At 65.6% G+C, this 16,243-nt stretch carries 18 protein-coding genes; 5 read left to right on the forward strand and 13 right to left on the reverse strand.

Translation table 11 applies throughout. The features are described from left to right. Positions 1–5 precede the first annotated feature (5 nt). Together cysD and cysC are read right to left on the reverse strand one after the other, a co-directional pair. On the reverse strand, positions 6–896 hold the full coding sequence (gene cysD, locus ACFCV3_RS05760; RefSeq protein ID WP_376026470.1) for a sulfate adenylyltransferase subunit CysD: 891 nt from the start codon (positions 894–896) through the stop codon (positions 6–8). A gap of 22 nt (positions 897–918) precedes the next feature. Further along, positions 919–1,497, reverse strand: coding sequence for an adenylyl-sulfate kinase (cysC, locus tag ACFCV3_RS05765; RefSeq protein ID WP_376026472.1), 579 nt, complete (start codon positions 1,495–1,497; stop codon positions 919–921). 95 nt (positions 1,498–1,592) lie between these two features. Here cysC and ACFCV3_RS05770 point away from each other — a divergent pair, with 95 nt between their 5' ends. Then, complete coding sequence (locus ACFCV3_RS05770; protein ID WP_376026474.1) at positions 1,593–1,859, forward strand: acyl carrier protein; 267 nt, start codon at positions 1,593–1,595, stop codon at positions 1,857–1,859. 1 nt (position 1,860) lies between these two features. Here the strand turns inward: ACFCV3_RS05770 and ACFCV3_RS05775 are convergent, their stop codons facing one another. After that, positions 1,861–3,138: an MFS transporter gene (locus ACFCV3_RS05775; RefSeq protein ID WP_376026475.1), complete on the reverse strand. Its 1,278-nt coding sequence runs from the start codon at positions 3,136–3,138 to the stop codon at positions 1,861–1,863. 142 nt (positions 3,139–3,280) lie between these two features. Here ACFCV3_RS05775 and ACFCV3_RS05780 point away from each other — a divergent pair, with 142 nt between their 5' ends. Further along, complete coding sequence (locus tag ACFCV3_RS05780; protein ID WP_376026477.1) at positions 3,281–4,516, forward strand: condensation domain-containing protein; 1,236 nt, start codon at positions 3,281–3,283, stop codon at positions 4,514–4,516. A gap of 33 nt (positions 4,517–4,549) precedes the next feature. Here the strand turns inward: ACFCV3_RS05780 and ACFCV3_RS05785 are convergent, their stop codons facing one another. Genes ACFCV3_RS05785 through ACFCV3_RS05805 form a run of 5 tightly spaced genes read right to left on the reverse strand, consistent with a single transcriptional unit; the run spans position 4,550 to position 9,308 of the window. Continuing rightward, complete coding sequence (locus tag ACFCV3_RS05785) at positions 4,550–5,461, reverse strand: isocitrate lyase/phosphoenolpyruvate mutase family protein (protein ID WP_376026479.1); 912 nt, start codon at positions 5,459–5,461, stop codon at positions 4,550–4,552. Next, entirely contained in the window at positions 5,458–6,402 is a 945-nt protein-coding gene (locus tag ACFCV3_RS05790; RefSeq protein WP_376026481.1) for a 2-deoxy-5-keto-D-gluconate 6-phosphate aldolase domain-containing protein, read from the reverse strand. Before ACFCV3_RS05790 ends, ACFCV3_RS05785 begins: the two co-directional genes overlap by 4 nt. 11 nt (positions 6,403–6,413) lie before the next feature. Then, complete coding sequence (locus tag ACFCV3_RS05795) at positions 6,414–7,484, reverse strand: zinc-binding dehydrogenase (protein WP_376026483.1); 1,071 nt, start codon at positions 7,482–7,484, stop codon at positions 6,414–6,416. Positions 7,485–7,503: 19 nt separating this feature from the next. Next, the gene (locus ACFCV3_RS05800; protein WP_376026484.1) at positions 7,504–8,412 is read right to left on the reverse strand and encodes a transketolase family protein; all 909 of its coding nucleotides are present in this window, start codon (positions 8,410–8,412) and stop codon (positions 7,504–7,506) included. Beyond that, positions 8,409–9,308 carry a transketolase gene (locus tag ACFCV3_RS05805; RefSeq protein ID WP_376026486.1) on the reverse strand — a complete coding sequence of 300 codons (900 nt, stop codon included), beginning with the start codon at positions 9,306–9,308 and terminating at the stop codon, positions 8,409–8,411. The genes ACFCV3_RS05800 and ACFCV3_RS05805 overlap by 4 nt, the downstream gene beginning before the upstream one ends. Positions 9,309–9,458: 150 nt before the next feature. On the opposite strand from ACFCV3_RS05805, the gene fbaA reads away from it, so the two are divergent. Further along, positions 9,459–10,496: a class II fructose-bisphosphate aldolase gene (gene fbaA, locus ACFCV3_RS05810; RefSeq protein ID WP_376026487.1), complete on the forward strand. Its 1,038-nt coding sequence runs from the start codon at positions 9,459–9,461 to the stop codon at positions 10,494–10,496. Here fbaA and ACFCV3_RS05815 read toward each other — a convergent pair. After that, entirely contained in the window at positions 10,477–11,082 is a 606-nt protein-coding gene (locus ACFCV3_RS05815) for a thiamine pyrophosphate-dependent enzyme (RefSeq protein ID WP_376026488.1), read from the reverse strand. The two genes, fbaA and ACFCV3_RS05815, sit on opposite strands and share 20 nt — an antisense overlap. Then, a complete protein-coding gene (locus ACFCV3_RS05820) occupies positions 11,075–11,593 on the reverse strand; it encodes a thiamine pyrophosphate-binding protein (protein WP_376026490.1) in 519 nt (172 codons plus the stop codon). Before ACFCV3_RS05820 ends, ACFCV3_RS05815 begins: the two co-directional genes overlap by 8 nt. A 102-nt stretch (positions 11,594–11,695) precedes the next feature. Between ACFCV3_RS05820 and ACFCV3_RS05825 the strand changes: the two genes are divergently transcribed. Further along, positions 11,696–12,277, forward strand: coding sequence for a histidine phosphatase family protein (locus tag ACFCV3_RS05825; RefSeq protein ID WP_376026491.1), 582 nt, complete (start codon positions 11,696–11,698; stop codon positions 12,275–12,277). Here the strand turns inward: ACFCV3_RS05825 and ACFCV3_RS05830 are convergent. Together ACFCV3_RS05830 and prs are read right to left on the reverse strand one after the other, a co-directional pair. Continuing rightward, positions 12,261–13,007 carry a tyrosine-protein phosphatase gene (locus tag ACFCV3_RS05830; protein ID WP_376026493.1) on the reverse strand — a complete coding sequence of 249 codons (747 nt, stop codon included), beginning with the start codon at positions 13,005–13,007 and terminating at the stop codon, positions 12,261–12,263. The genes ACFCV3_RS05825 and ACFCV3_RS05830 overlap by 17 nt on opposite strands. Then, positions 13,004–13,921, reverse strand: a complete 918-nt coding sequence (gene prs, locus ACFCV3_RS05835) for a ribose-phosphate diphosphokinase (protein WP_376026495.1) — start codon at positions 13,919–13,921, stop codon at positions 13,004–13,006. Before prs ends, ACFCV3_RS05830 begins: the two co-directional genes overlap by 4 nt. Positions 13,922–14,082: 161 nt before the next feature. Here prs and ACFCV3_RS05840 point away from each other — a divergent pair, with 161 nt between their 5' ends. Beyond that, positions 14,083–15,054 (forward strand): ribose-phosphate diphosphokinase, encoded by a 972-nt coding sequence (locus ACFCV3_RS05840; protein WP_376026497.1) that lies wholly within the window; start codon positions 14,083–14,085, stop codon positions 15,052–15,054. A 14-nt stretch (positions 15,055–15,068) separates the two neighbouring features. On the opposite strand, the gene ACFCV3_RS05845 is transcribed toward ACFCV3_RS05840, so the two are convergent. Further along, positions 15,069–15,971, reverse strand: coding sequence for a ParB N-terminal domain-containing protein (locus ACFCV3_RS05845; RefSeq protein WP_376026499.1), 903 nt, complete (start codon positions 15,969–15,971; stop codon positions 15,069–15,071). Positions 15,972–16,243: the final 272 nt, after the last annotated feature.

Consider the following 16,243-nt stretch of genomic DNA (forward strand, 5'->3'; position numbering starts at 1 on the left):
GCTCATCAGAAGTACCCCTCTCGTTTGCGGTCTTCCATGGCGGCTTCGCTGGCGCGGTCGTCGGCGCGGGTCGCGCCGCGTTCGGTGATCGTGGAGGCGGCGACCTCGATGACGACCTCGGCGGCGGTGGTCGCGTCCGAGGAGACGGCGCCGGTGCAGGACATGTCGCCGACGGTGCGGTAGCGGACGGTGCGTGGGGTGACGGTTTCGCCGTCGCGGGGCTGGGAGTAGGGGCCGACGGCCAGGAGCATGCCGTCGCGTTCGAACACGTCGCGTTCGTGGGCGTAGTAGATCGACGGGAGCGGGATCTGTTCGCGTTCGATGTAGTTCCACACGTCGAGCTCGGTCCAGTTCGACAGCGGGAACACTCGCACGTGTTCGCCGGGTTTGTGTTTGCCGTTGTAGAGCGACCAGAGTTCGGGGCGCTGGTTGCGTGGGTCCCATTGGCCGAACTCGTCGCGCAGGCTGAAGATGCGTTCCTTGGCCCGGGCGCGTTCTTCGTCGCGGCGGCCGCCACCGAAGACGGCGTCGAAGCGGTGCTGGTTGATCGCGTCCAGTAGTGGCACGGTCTGGAGCTGGTTGCGGGTGCCGTCGGAGCGTTCGCGCAGGCGGCCGTCGGCGATGTAGTCCTCGACACTGGCGACCTCGAGGCGCAGGCCGAGCTGTTCGACGGTGTTGTCGCGGTAGGCGAGGACCTCGGGGAAGTTGTGCCCGGTGTCGACGTGCAGCAGCGTGAACGGCACCCCGGCCGGCGCGAACGCCTTACGGGCCAGGTGCAGCATCACGATCGAGTCCTTACCACCCGAGAACAGGATCACCGGCCGCTCGAACTCCGCCGCCACCTCACGGAAAACGAAGATCGATTCGCACTCCAGCAGATCGCGTCGGTCTGTCATGGTTCTCGGACGGCGATGCCGACTAGGCCATGCCCTGCGACGTCAGGTAGGTGACCAGCTGGGCGACTGTCTCGCGAACCTCTGCCTGGCTGGTCTCCAAGCGAAGGGCGGGGTCGGTCGGTACCTCGTACGGGTCGTCCACGCCAGTCAGACCGGAAATCTCGCCCGCCCGCTGCCTTGCGTAGAGTCCTTTGACATCGCGGGCCGCGCAACATTCGACCGGAGCGGAAACGAAGACCTCGGCGAACGCGATTCCGGCCTTTTCGTGCAACTCCTGCACTTCGCGCCGGTCTTCGGCGTACGGGGCGATTGCGGCAACTAAAACCGTCACCCCGTTGCGGGCGAGAACTTCGGCCAGCCAGCCGATTCGACGGACATTTGCCTGCCGGCCTGCACGGTCGAATCCAAGGGCGCCGCCGAGGTGTCGCCGAATTTCATCACCGTCGAGTACCTCGACCCGCCGGCCGCGACCAGAAAGAACCTCTGCGGTGGCCCGTGCCAACGTCGACTTGCCGGCACTGGGTAAACCGGTCAGCCAGACGGTGCAACCTTCGGTGGTTTGCACACTGTCCTGACTCCCAGCCGAATCGTCAAGCCTCACTGCGGTCTCCGATGTGCCGCGCGGAAATGGACAACAGGTCGAAGTCTACGGCCGGGGGCGGTGTACGAGCGGCTCGTTTCTCGGTAAAATTCAGCATGGACAAAAGCGCAGTGGGCGCCGCTGATGGCAGTGAGTCCGGCGCCGTCATCTCGTTGCGAAGGAACTGGTGCCTGCTGCTCGATGTCCCGAGCGCTGACCCGGCCCAGAACTTCTTCGAGCTCGGCGGCGATTCGTTGACGGCGGTGGAGCTGGCTGCGCGAGTAGAGGCCGAGTCCGGCGCGGTGGTGCCGTTCGAGGTGCTGCTGACCGATGGCGACCTTCGAGTCGTCGAAGCCGCCCTCGCGGAGGTGGCCGCCGGTTAGGTCAGCCGACCTGATCGGACGACGATTCCGGCTCGTCGTCGTAGGTCTTGCAGGCCTGCGCAAGTGGCCGGATCAAGAGACCGGCGCCGAGAACCATGCCGCCGATGACGGCCCAGCCCCAGGGCCGATGGCTGATGGCGAGCCACGTGAAGAGCGCCGGCGCGACCAGACTGCGCACTTGGCCGCCCAGTTGCCAGACCGCCTGGTACTCACCGCGCATCGCCCGGGGGCTGAACTTCGCGTACAGGCCCCAATCGCTGCTGGCGAAGAACAACTCGCCCGCCGTGAGGACGAGATAGGCCAGCGTCATCAAGACGATGGCGGCGATCGGCCCGTCGACGATGCCGGAAGCCAGCGCGATCAAGCAGGTCGCGCAGATCAGGATGCCCGCGCGTCGGCTGAGCCGAATTGCGCCTTCCAGGGTGCCCGCACCTCTGGCTGCTCTGACCTGCAAGGTGATCACCAACAGGGTGTTCATCAGGAACAGGATCGCGATGAGTGATCTCGGCGCATCGGTTGCTTCCAGGATCCAGAGCGGGAGCGTGACGTTGAGAATCGTCGTGAAGCTTCCGACGATCCCGTTCACGCCGGCCAGCTTGACGAAAGCCCAGTCGGTCAAGGCGCGGGATTTGAATGGATTCGCTCGGGCCGGCCGCGGACGGCCTTCGCTTCCCGCCCTCGATTCCGGCGGGAGATACGCGGTGAAGAGCGCGCTGGCCAGCAAGACGGCACCGGTCGTCATCGGCAGCAGGGCCAGGAGGGTGTTGGAGTCCTGGGCCAGCGCGAGCCCGGTTCCGGCCGCGCCGACGGCCAGACCGATGTTGAGTGCGGATCGGACATAGGCCATCGTCGAGACCTGCTGGTCGCGCGGCACGACATTGAATGAATACGCCATCCGGGCATTTCCTCCGGTGGTGGCGCTGACCGCCAGACAGCTGACGACGATCAAGAACAGCGGAAAGCTCTTGACCAACGGATAGGCAAGGTAAAGAACTGCGTCGATGAATGTGCACAGGGCCCAGATCTGCTTGGTGCCGAAGTGATCAGCCAGCCGTGCCAGCGGTACTGAGGTCAGAATGGCGATGGCGCTGGATATGCCGAGTCCGAGACCGACAAGAGTGGCCGGTAAGCCGACGTACTGAGTGAAGAAAACGACATTCCCGGGTAAGAAGAATCCGAGGCCGAAAGCAGAGATCAGGGTCTGCGTGCAAAGCTTTCTGGGCAGCCCCGCAGGCGGCAGCCAGGACAGCATCCGGCTAGTGCCACCGCGACCGGTCATGCAATGCTCCTTGTGAGCTCAGATGGGCGATCTGTGACACCTGTGGCTTATTGTGTACCGCCGGAGCCCCAGGCAGGATACAACAGGACGGGAAGTGCGCATGATGGATTCGGTCTGGTCTTCGCTGCCGAATCGTATGGCGGTGGGAATCACTCGGCAGACGAAGCCGGACGGTTCGATCGGTTCCGAAACGCTGACCTGCGACTACTTCATCTTCCGTGGACTGCAGTGCGACGTCGACCGGCTGCGGGCGGCTCTGGTCGCGGCTGTGTCTGTTCACGACGCGCTGCACAGTCGCTACCGGCTACACCCGCAGCAGGGTCCGGGGTATCAAACGTATCCGGTCGACGGCCGGCAGCTGCTTGAGGTCGTCCACCTCGGCAGTGACACCTTCGAGGCCGTCCGACAGGCCGCGGAAGAGCTCGTTCAACAGTATCTGAGCCGCAAGAACGACCTTCGGCACGATCCGGTGGTGAGGTTCACCTGCGTCGCCGCGGCGGGCGGCGAAACATTCGCTCTGGTGATGAAGATGGATCACACCGTGTGTGACGGACTTTCTCTCCAGTCCTTTCTGGCGGACGTCGCCGACGCCTACAGCCAGACGGAACCGGCCGCGTGGGCACGGCATCAGGTCAGGCCTCGGCTCCAGCAGATCGCGGCCGAGGAACAGGAGTATCTTGCGGCCGCGGAGCGTGCCGAGCTCCGGTCCGAGTGGCACGCGTTGCTCCCGCACGGCATTCCCGAGCTGAAGCTGAACGTCGACGAGCCGTTCGGGCAGGCTCCGCCCGAAGGTGGCGCTTTCGCGGTCCAGGAGACCGGGCCGCGCTACCAGTCCTTCAAAGAGGAGGCGCGTCGACGCCGCATGACGTCCTTCGCCTTGGCCGCGGCCAAGGTCATGGAGGCGTTGCAGCCGGCTGTGGTCGGCGGCGAGCTGTACTTCTTCTCTCCGATGCCTGGCCGCTTCGTGCCATCGGCCACCGGTGCGGTCGGCAACTTCGTGAACCTCCTGCCGGTGCTGATCGAACCCTTTCTGGCCAAACCCGGCGGCTTCTTCGAAGCGGTCCGGGCCGCCGTGGTGTGGACGCTCACCCATCAGGCATACCCCTTCGATCAACTGCACGCGGCGACCACCCCGACGCAGAGCATCGCCGACACCTACCCGAACCGTCGGCGGTCGATCTTCATCGCCGGGATGACGCCGTTCACCTTCGCGCTGAACGGTGTCAGCCCGATCCGGCGGCAGGCCGACTCGGGCAGTCCACTCTTCGACTTCAGTCTGTGGGTCACCGACACCAGGACAAGCCTCGAGCTGGAAGTGATCCACCGCTCTGCATGGGTCCCGGAGCAGCAGGTTCGCTCCTGGCTCGACGCGATCTGAGTCCGGGACCCCGCTGCTCCGGCAGCCCCGTCCTCAGCCGGAGATCGGCGTACTGCGGAGCGACTCATCAGCTTCGGCGGCGTCGTATCCCAGGAGATCGAACAGTTCGCCGAGCGTGGTGATGTCGTCCTCGAGGGCGGAAGAACTGCCTGCCTGCTTCACATGTTCGGCCGCGCCGACCATCGCTCGCACGGAGGCTCGCAGCAGCTGGTTGGCGAAGATGATCATCTGATATCCGGCGCGGTTCAGCAGCTCGACCGTGGTCCGCGGATAGGTGGTGGGGATGCAGATCAGCGGGACGTCGACACCGGTGGACGCGAACTCTGCCGCGAATCGCTCGACCTCGGAGGTGTCGGCAGCCTTGGAGTGGATCAGCAGTGCATCCGCGCCGGCCTCGGCATACAGGGTTGCCCGCTCGAGCGCGTCGTCCAGGCCGGTGCCCGCGATCAGCGACTCGATCCTCGCCACGATCATGAAGGACGGATCGACGCGGCCTCGGGTCGCGACAGCGATGCGCTGAGCGAACAGCTTCTGCGGCACCAGTACGTTGCCGTTGCGGAAGCTGTTGCGCTTCGGGTGCTGCTTGTCCTCGATACAGAGGCCGGCGGCTCCGGCGTCTTCGAGGCTCCGAACGATGTGCCGCATGACCTGGGGGTCTTCCGAGCCCGAGTCGGCATCGACCAGGATCGGTGTCGGTGTCGTCCAGCGCATCCGGCGGACGGCGTCGGCGGTCTCGGTCAAGCTGATCAGGCCGATGTCGGGCAACGCGCTCACGGAGGAGATGCCGAGTCCGCTCGCCCAAATACACTCGAATCCTTGGAGCGCCGCGATGCGAGCGCTCAACGCGTCGTGGGCGCCGATCGCGCGCACCGCGCCGTCGCCGGCGAGCAGGCTCCGCAACTGGCGGCCAGGACGGACAGAGGTCTGATGATCGATGGCATTCACTTGTGCTCCAGGGTGGACGGTGTCTGGCGATCGGGTCCTGCGGAGGCGCAGTTGGCGAGATACCAGCGAGCGAACTCGACATAGGCTGTGCCGATCTGGACTGCGGCACTGTCAGCTTCGATCTCGCCGCGCAGCCAGGACTTCAAAGGACCGTCGAAGAGATTGCGACCGAGGGCGAATCCACCGTAGCCAGGGACTCCGGCGGTCGCCTGCAGCCATTGCTTGATCTGTGGCTCATCGGCGCCTCGCCCCAGGACGATGCAGAAGGCGTCGGGACGGTCCGGATGGGAGCTCGCAGCGTCCCCGATTGCCTTGCAGGCTGTGCGATCGGAGACGCCCTCGATCTTCCAGATGTCTGGTGTGACACCGCCGGAATGCAACTGCTGCATCGCCGCCACCGTCAAGCCGGGGCGTACCTGCTCGTCCCACTCGGCCCAGCCACCTGGGCAGCGCGCGACCTGCTCATCGGTCGGTGGGACGAGCAGTTCCAGCAGAAAGCCACGGCCCTGCTCCGAGAGCCAGCCTGTCAGTTCGGCCAGCCGGGCGATCTGCTGGTCATTGGTCGCTGCCTGGTGCGGGTTCCAGCGAACGAGGCCCTTGTGAAAAGTCGCGGGAAATGCGGCGGCATGCTCACGCCACGCATCGTCGTACTCGAAGGCGAAGATCTCCTGACTGGTCTTCTCGACCGGCATTCCCAGCGCGAAGCCACGCTCGGCCGCGTCGGTTGCCAGCCGGCTGCCGCCTTCCTCGTCGATGATCAGCGCCGTCCGTTCTACCGGCAGCCCACCGTCGACAGCTTCGAGGTAGCCCTCGTAGATGATGCGTTTGCAGTGGGCGATGGCCTGGTCGGCGTCCCGTCCGGAGTGGAAGTCGCGCACCAGATCCCGAAAGGTCGCGCGATGGTCGAAGGCCAGAATGCACAACGGGGGGAGAATGGTCATTGGCGGACCCTTCAGGCGTCGGCGGGGGTGAGAGCGACTCGAGTGCAGGTGCGCTGCTCCGCGGCCAGCAGCGCCTTGTCCACTGCCGACAGCGGGAACGTCTGGTCACACTGTTCGTCGAACGGGATGTCGTTGCCCTCGGCAGCGAGGAAGTCGAGAGTGGCGAGGAGCCGGTCCGGTGGATACCGGATCACGCCGTGGACGGAGATACTTCGCCTGACCAGGTCCGCAGGCGCCAGCGACGTGACGAGGTTCGGCCCTTGGTCGACGTTGCCGATCTCGAGGATCGTTCCGCCTGGCGCGACCGTCAGAACGGCCTCTGCGAAGGCTGCCGGGTCGCCGGACACGTCGATGACGACGTCCGCACCGCGTCGTCCGAGCAACGAGCGTGCATCCTTGCTCTCGGCAACAGCCTCGGCGGCACCGAAACTCTTCGCCGTCTCTCGGCGCTGGGGCAGCAGGTCGACACCGATCACTCGCCAGCCACGCAAGGCGAGGATCGCCGAGGCGCTGACTCCGAGGCCGCCGAGCCCGATGACGGCTGCGATGCCACCTTCGACCGGGGACAACCGGTTGCAGCCTTCCAGGACGGTGGCGATGCCGCAGTTGGCGCCGGCCGCGGCCGCGTCGGACACCCGGTCGGGCACCTTGAAGAAGTACTGGTCGTGATGGATGTAGTAGTGCGAAGCGAACGCGCCGTGGAAATACGGAGCCACGTCGACGGGCGCGCCACGGTAGGCGTAGGCGCGTTCGCAGGACCCGTACTGCGTCCGGGCGCACGCCGCGCAGTGGTGGCAGACGGGGAAGTAGGTCGACACGACGCGATCGCCGACCGCAAGCGGGTTTCCGGCCCGATCGGTCGAGACCTCGCTTCCCAGTGCGGTGACCACGCCGACGAATTCGTGTCCGAGTGGTGGCTGCTTGAGTCGCGCGTGGTTGCCTTTCCAGATGCTGACGTCGGATCCGCAGACGTTCGCCCGGATCACCTCGACGACCAGGTCGGACGGCGCGGGTCGTGGCACGTCGAACTCCGCGACACCGACCTTCCGCGGTTCCTGCAGCCAGCTCAAATATCCGCGCACCTCTTACCTCCGTGATCGTTCAATGGACGGGTGTGTCGCGCCCGACCTGTGCGAGCGCGGATCGGATGCCGTCGGCGTCGATGCCGTAGGAGGCCCGCAGTTGTGCGGGCGACCCGGTTTCGGTGAAGCTTGGGATGCAGCAGTGGGTGCTGTTACGGGGCGAGACCACACCGGCTTCGACCAGGACGGTCCACAAGCCACCGGTCCGCCCGTGCTCTTCGACCACGACGACGTGCCTCGACGGCTCCAGCCACAACTCGAGCGTGCCGGTCTCGAGCGGACTCAAGCGGCTCACCGCGATCACTCGGGTCTGCTGCGGGTCGACTGCAGCGAGGGCTGCTCCCACGCAGCTACCCGCTGCGATGACCGCGACTTCTCCGGGAGACCCCCACGCCGAAAGCGTCTCGGTCCTCAGATCAGGGCCAGGAAGCGCGACGACAGGATTACGCTCCAGTCTCAGGTAGCGCGGGCCGATCGATTTTCTGGACAGCAAGTGGGTGGTCAGCCGGGCCGCGTCCTCGTCGTCGTACGGCCACCACACCTCGACCCCTGGGATCGCCCGCATCAGCGCGACGTCCGAGATGGCATGATGCGGCGCCCCTTCGACCCCGGAGGAGAGCCCGGCGTAGTGGCCGACCAGCAGGACGTCGCTGTGAACCAAGCCGATACTCTGCATCAGCTGCTCGTGTGCTCGATGAACGAACATGGCGGCGAACGAGTTCGCCACCGGGCGGTACCCCAGACACGCAAGGCCGGCGGCCATCCCGACCATGTTCTGCTCGGCGATACCCGCGTTGGCGAATCGCTGCGGAAACTCGTCGGCAAAGATCGAGGTCTTCGTGGAGGTCGAGCAATCGGCATCGAGGACGAAGACCCGCTCATCCGCGTGACCCGCAGCCAGGAGCCGCGCTCCGAAGGCCGACCTCATAGCGCGCGGTCCGCAAGGGAGGCGACGGCCTCGGGCAGACGTGCCGCGTCGAACACCGAATGCCAGTCCACCGAATCCTCCATGAAGTCCACGCCCTTGCCCTTGACTGTCCGCGCGACTACGGCGCGGGGACGCCGGTCACCGCGCCGGCGCAAACAGGTGGTGAGGCGGTCGAGCTCGTGTCCTGGCACCACCTCGGTCTCGAAGCCGCAGGCTTTCCAGCGATCGACGAGCGAACCTGCGCCGGCGATCGCTGCCGTCGGCGCGTCATGCTGCAACCGGTTGTCGTCGACGATGACGGTCAGGCCGTCGAGCCGATGGTGGGCGGCGAAGGCGGCGGCCTCCCACACCTGGCCTTCCTGGCACTCGCCGTCGCCGACGAGCACGAACGTTCTCGCCGGCGATCCTGCGCGGTGCAGACCGAGGGCAAGACCTACCGACGCGCTGAGTGCCTGCGCCAGCGATCCGGCGGGAAACTCGATCCCCGGGGTGAATCGTGGATCCGGGTGCCCCTGCAACGGACTGCGAAATGTGCGCAAGCTGTCGGCCCAGGCCGCATCCACAACGCCGGTATCGAGCAACACGGCGTAGAGGGCCGGCGCCGCATGGCCCTTGCTGAGGACGAACCGATCGCGGTCCGGCGCGTCCGGCGCCGCCGGATCCCAGCGCAGGACGTCGTAGTACAGCGCGGTCAGGATTTCGATCACGGACAATGAACTGCCCGGATGCCCCGCGCCGGCCGCGGAGATCATTTCCAGCGTCCGCCGGCGTAACCGCGCGGCAACTTCCTCGAGCGGTGCCGCGGCCTGGTGGTCTGACAACGAGCCCCCTTCATCGGCTTTCAACGCGGGATCTCCGCCACAGATTCTGCGCGTCGCGGCCAGAATCGTGGCCAATGTAAACGCACAATGTGCGCTGTGCGCGAGTGAAGCTCGTGCATGCCGGCCAAAGCCGAGACCTGCGTCGGTCCGATCGAGTTGACACGATGACGCGTATGCCGGAGCGTCGACTCAGCAGAGTCGGCGGTCAAGTGCGGAGGCGACAGAATGCCACTGGCAAGCCCGGAGCAATATCGGCAGATGCTGGACTCGGCGCGGCGGGGAGGATATGCGCTGCCGGCCTACAATGTGTCTTCACTGGAGATGCTGACGGCAGTCCTCGAGGGTCTGACCGATGCCCAATCCGACGGCATCATCGCAATTTCGGTCAGTGCCAGCCGTTTTCTTTCCGGCCCGACCGTCAACGACTGTGTGCTGGGTGCGCAGACCTTCGCAGAGTTCGCGCATCGGGTGGCCGACCGCTATCCGGTGCTTGTTGCCCTGCATACGGATCACTGCGGCGCGGATGATCTGGACAGGTTCGTCGTCCCGCTGCTGGCGATCACCGAGGAGCGCCGTCGCTGCGGGCTGCCCCCACTGTTCAACTCACACATGTGGGACGGCTCCGCCCTGTCCCTGCAGGATAATCTCGACATCGCGCAGCCGCTGCTGGCTCGCTGCGCGGCCGTTGATGTCCTGCTCGAGATCGAGGTGGGGGTGATCGGCGGCGAACGTGAGGGGCTCAGCGCGGACCATCCCGATCGGCTGTACTCGACACCGGAGGACTTCCTCGCCGTGGTGGACCGGCTGGGTGCGGGAGCACAGGGTAGATACCTGGTCGCCGCGACCTTCGGAAATGTCCACGGAATCTACAAGCCGGGAAATGTCAAGCTGGATCCGCAGGTACTACGCCGGGGTCAGGAAGTGGTTCGGCAGCGAACCGGCGGCAAGGATTTCGACCTGGTTTTCCATGGTGGCTCAGGGTCAGGTCTGGACAGCATTCATGAGGCGATCGACCACGGTGTTGTCAAGATGAACATCAGTACCGAGGCAGAGTATTGCTATACCCGCCCCGTGGTGGATCACATGATGCGTAACTACAACGGTGTGCTGATGATTGACGGCGAGGTCGGGGAGAAGAAGGCCTACGATCCGCGAAAGTATCTTCGCAAGGCTCAGGACGGCCTGTCGGCACGAGTCGCGCGGAGTTGTGTGGAGCTGAAATCCGCTGGGTCCGCACTGCTGATCAAGGCGTCGATCGAGTAATCTGATCCGTCAGCCGCCGCGCTATCTCCGGCGGTGTGCGTGGCACTCTCGGTGCGGGTGATTCACCCGCACTGTCGACGACGATGTGCAGGAAGCCGAGGCCACCCCGGGCCAGCCAGGACCGAGTTGCTTCTTCGAGCTCGGCGACGGTGCGCGGTTGCGAGGCGCGATAACCACATGCGGTGGCCAGGCCGAGCCAATCGACATGTGCAGCAAGGGTTTGCTGTCTGCCGGTCGACGCGTACACCCCGTCGTCGAGCACGATGTGCAGGAGATCGCAGTGCGCGTCGGCGGCAGCCTTTCCGATCACTGGCAAGGCCGAAGCGCCCATCAACGCGTTGCCGTCGCCATCGACGACAACGCTCGGTCGTCGGCTGCCGAGCGCCAGACCGAGGCCGATCGAGCCTGCGAGCCCCATACTGCCGAGCATGGGGAAGGCGGCACCTTCGGGACGTTCCCGCATCCCTTCTCTGGCGATATAGCCATTGGCGTACACCACCGGCAGGTGGTCGGGTAGCTGCGCGAGAACGGCTGCGAGGGCGGTTGCTCTGCCGCCGACCGGAGCGGCGGCGCGGTGCTCAGGCATGGTCACTCATCTCTCCACGACGGACGATCAAGGCCACCGGACCACCGACGCCGAAGAAGTCCGGCCGAAGCAGGGACGCATCGGCTGCGAACTCGTGCCGGATGCCCATGAGGTCGAGCATCTCGATCATCTGCCGGCCCGACTCGATGTGCTCCGGCGCGTCAGCCCCTTCGCCACGCCAGCTGATCAGCAGCAGAACATGGATGCCGTACATCCGCAGCAGCGAACTGACCGCATTGCCGATCATCCCGACCGCCGAGTTCTGCATCGCCACCACCGGTCGTTGCCCGCTCAGTGCGAGGCCTGCGGCCGTACCGATCGCGAGATCCTCCCGGGTGGCCGGAACCGTCGTCCAATCGTTGTCCTCGGCAACTGTCGTGAAGAGGTCTCCGAACAACGAGCACGGAACGCCGGTGAACCACCGGTATCCCTGTGCAGACAGGGTCGTCAGCAGTTCCGCGGACGAGTAACGTGTCGGAGCGGTCGGCGGGGACGGAGAGTTCTGCCTCACTCGCATGACCTCATCTAATCAGAATCCAGGCCCTGGCGAACGGCGTACAGCGAGTGGACTGTCACGCAACGACAGCGGCTGAATCGATCATCGGAGATGCGCGTGGAACTGCTTCTGATCAGGCACGGCGCGACCGAGTGGAGCGAGATCGGCCGGCATACCGGCCGGACCGATCTCCCACTGACCGCGCACGGAATCGCCGAGGCCGAGCGGCTGCGCGAGGTGGTCCGGGCGGCCCTCTCCGGCCGCGAAATCGATCGGGTTCTGGTCAGCCCGATGAGCCGAGCCCGGCGTACGGCGGAGATCGTCCTGCCGGGGCGGGCTGTCGAGGTCATCGACGAGCTGCGCGAGTTCGACTACGGTGACTACGAAGGCAGGCGCCGGGTCGATATCCAGCAGGAGCGCCCGGACTGGTCGATCTGGGACCATGGCTGCCCGCGAGGTGAGAGCATCGACGCAGCCTCCGCACGAGCCGACCGGCTGCTGAAGAACATCGAAGACGGCGCCGGGCCTGTTGCTGTGGTGTCGCATGGGCACATCTCGAGGATTCTCGCCGCCCGCGCGCTCGGCCTCGAGGCATCGGCCGGGAGGATCTTCGCGTCCGCGACATCCGCGCTGAGTGTGATCAAGGACCATCACGGTCAGCGGTGCATCTATGCATGGAACGTCAAGGCACTGCAGTAGGAGTCGCCGGACCGACGAGGAAGGCGTGCCGGAGTCGGGCGGTCAGGTCCGGCAGAGCCCCGTACCGGGCGATGAGCCTGGCCAGGTCTTCGGCTCCCAGGGTTTGGCAGAGCCCGAGCATCGCCTCAGGCGGGGCCAATAGGTTTGGTCTGCCGGCGGCGAGATCCGCGACGATGCTGGATCGCGGATGTTCTGCCCATTGGCGATACAGCCCATCGAGATTCGCCCCGGTCGCGGCGTAGTCGGCGACGACGGCATCGACCTTCGCGCCGAGCAGCAGTCCGAGTACCGCAATCACAATGCCCGTCCGGTCCTTGCCCGCACTGCAGGACACGACGACCGGGGAGATCTGTGGGTCGGCGAGTGTTTCGAGAACCTGGACGAGTGCGGTCGGTAGCGACGGCCCGTTCAGGAACGAGATATAGCAATCGGCCAGCGACGACGCGGCAGCCAGCTTGTCGCGGCTCTGCTGGTCCAGCAGGCTCATGTGCAGGGTCCGGATATCCGGCGCTGAGAACCTGCCGAAGGCGTCGAGCTCTTCCTGCGATCGCAGATCGATCACGGTTCGGACGCCGAGATCACGCAAGACCTTCCGGTCAGCCGCGCTGGCCTGTGCCAGCACCGCGGACCGGAAGATCCGGCCGGGAGCGATCCGCTCACCGGTCGCGAGCGTGCCGATGGTGTCAGCGATGTCGCGAAAGTTGTGGACCCGTTCGAACGCTGTCCTCATTCGCGATCGACGTAGTCGGCCAGTATCGACGTCACGTCGACGACCTGATAACGGTCACCGAAGTCGGCGTCGGAGGTGTTGACGAGGTCTGTCGAGGTGAACGTGGAGAAACCCACCTCGTCGAGCAGTCGTCTCTTGGTCTCGTCCGTGGAGAAGTCGTACACCGTGACGTAGTGCAGATTCGCGGCGCCGGCCGCGAGCAGCGCCTCCGCGGCATGGGTGATGGTCTGGCCCGACCAGATCTCGTCGTCGAACAACAGCACCGATCGCCCACGGACATCCGTCCGTGCTCCGGCCACGAGTTCGCTCGAGCCACTGTCGTCCCGGCGGATCTTGATCAGCAGGTCGAGGTCGCTCGACCGGCGGTTGGCCAGTGTCACGCAGTCGTCGTACCGGCCCCGGTCCGGGCTCACGACGATCTCGCCGGGCAGCCGCGGGGTCAGATCGCTCAGCCGATGCAGGGTCGGCAGCCACTGAACGGGCTTGGAGAAGAAGCCGAGAACTTCGCGAGAGTGGAGGTCGAAGACGATGAATCGGCTGATCGGTGACGACTCGAGCGCCGCGATGATCGCCTTGGCTCCCAAGGCTATTCCTTGGCGGTCGAGTCGGTTGCTGCGGCTGTACGGCAGATACCGGAAAACACAGGTGATGTCCTGTACGCCCTGACGGGACAGCGCGTCCGCGAGCAGGAGTACCTCCACGACGATCTCAGCCGGCGAAGCACCGATGCCCACAAAGATGGTCGCAGTGGCGCCGACATCGTCGGGAACCACGATCCCGATCTCGTCCGACGCGAAGTGAAGCCGTTCGTAGTCCTGTGACTTGGCGCCGGTCCGCGTGGCCCACCGGTCGGCGAACTCGGAGGTGTTCCTGGGGACGCTGAAGCAACTCATCAGTGGCCGTGAACGTGACATAGCCGTCCTTACGGAGGGTTCTGGTCGGGCAGGTCTTCGTCGGCGTGTTCCGGGAGTAACGGTAGCTGAGGCCGGCCGCCTCGGCGCAGGGCAGATTGGCGACCGGCTGCCCTTGTCGATAGACTCGCCGGACCGTCGATAGCTAAGTCTCTGGAGATATTGTGCGGGAAATCGTCGTATTCAGCGGGAGTGTCCATCCCGAATTGTCCGCCGAGATCTGCAAGGCACTAGGTGTCGAGCTCTCGGGGGTACATATCTCGCGATTCAGCAATGATTGTCTTCAGGTGCAGCTCCAGGCGAACTGCCGGCAGCGGGACGTCTATATCGTGCAGCCGTTCGTCCCGCCGACACAGGACGCGCTGATGGAGATGCTGCTGATGCTCGACGCGGCACGCGGGGCGTCCGCGGCCCAGATCACTGCGGTGATCCCCCACTATGCCTACGCGCGATCCGACAAGAAGGACGCCTCGCGGATCTCGATCGGTGGGCGCCTGGTCGCGGACCTGCTGGTGACGGCTGGAGCCGATCGTGTCTTGACGATGACACTGCACTCCCCGCAGGTGCACGGCTTCTTCTCCATTCCGGTCGACCACCTCACAGCGCTCGGCGTGCTGTCGGACCACTTCCAGGGCCGGGATCTCACCGACACCGTGGTCGTCTCGCCCGACCTCGGTAACGCGAAAACTGCCTCCCAGTTCGCGCGGCTGCTCGGCATCCCGGTCGCCGCGGGTAGCAAGCGGCGGTTGAGCGACGACAAGGTGGTCATCGATGCCATCGTCGGTGATGTCGCCGGTAAGAAGGCGATCGTGCTCGACGACGAGATCGCGAACGGCGGCTCGATCGTCGAGCTCCTCGACCGGCTCGAGGAGCTGGGCTGCGTCGAAGCGATCCTGGCGACCACTCATGGTCTGTTCACCGGGAAGGCCGTCGCCCGGCTGCGCGATCATCACATGGTGCGTGAGGTCATCACCACGGACTCGGTTCCCAGTCCGAAGGACTGGCCGGAGGTGAAGGTTCGCTCGGTGGCCGGCCTCTTCGCGGAGGCAATTCGCCGCGTCCACAACGGAGAGTCGGTCAGCAGTCTGTTCGACGGAGTCGACCCGGCGCACGGCTCGCCCCGCGGCAGTAACTGAACCCTGGAACATGATCAGCTGGCCGATCGCGTGCCGGTGCGGCTGCCGTCGCGTGGCCGCTTCTGCGCGGCGGCCAGGTGGGCGAGGTGCTCCCAGCGTGCGGTGGTCCGCCGACTGAGGTCCGCGATGCGTTCGAGGCAGTGCGGGGGAAGTGCCTGCGCAATCTCTTCTTCCTGGGTCAGTTCGACCTGCAGGCGTAACCAGCTCAGAACCGTTCGACCGGCCTGGCTGTAGCGCAGGGACGGATCGCGCATCACGCTGCGCAGGACCGTCCCGATCTCAGCCCTTTCGTGCTCGGCAGGCTCTTCCTCGTAGGGAGCAGAAGGCGTCGACGCTGCCCGGGGCGACAGGACCGGACCTTCGCCACGTCTGAGGCGCTGCTTCACATCACGCACGGTCGAGGCGGAGATCCCGGCGAACTTCGCGACCTCGCGCAACGATGCTTCCGGTCGCCGTTTCAGGAACTCGCCGGCCAGTCGGCGGCCCGCTGCGGGGTCGATCGGCCGGACCCGCCCGTCGAGGCCGTGCCTGGCCCCACCCTCGGAGAAGGCACCGTCGGCGCGCCTGATGACGGCGACCGTTTTTCCGGACAGGCCGGTCTCGCGGCCGATGGCCCGGTCGGACCACTCCGGCTTGATCGAGAGGATGCGTTCGGCCGCGGCTCGGCGGTCGTCGAGTGTGAGTGGCAGGCCGTGTCCGGCGTTGGCCCGGAGAGCTCGGAGGAACGCCTCGTCGTCATCGTCGTCGACCACCTCGACCGCGATCTCCCGCAGCCCGCGGAGCTGCGTGGCGCGCCAACGATGCAGGCCGTCGATGATCTGCCAGGAATGTCGCCGGACGATGATCGGCGGGAGCTCTCCACCGGACTCCGCAAGTTGGAGCGCGTACTGCTCATCGAGTCCCGACAGCCGTAGCACTACTCCTGGGCGCACGCTGTCCACCGGAACTGTCAGCTGTTTCTGCTCCTCGTCCGCGCGATGGTCACACGACGAGCCGGGCACTGAAAAAGACAAGTCAATTACCCCCATCGAAGCTCTCACGGTTTTCCCCAGAAGCCCTCTCGATATGACAGAAAGCAACCGGTCCAGCTCAGATTCAGACGAGCATAGGTCCGTGTTCAAACGCTCAACAGGTACAACCCGTACAACCCGAAACTGTATGGGTCGCTGCCCTGTCGCCCGGGCCGCGG

The organism is Kribbella sp. NPDC056345 (assembly GCF_042262745.1).
Lineage (GTDB): Bacteria > Actinomycetota > Actinomycetes > Propionibacteriales > Kribbellaceae > Kribbella.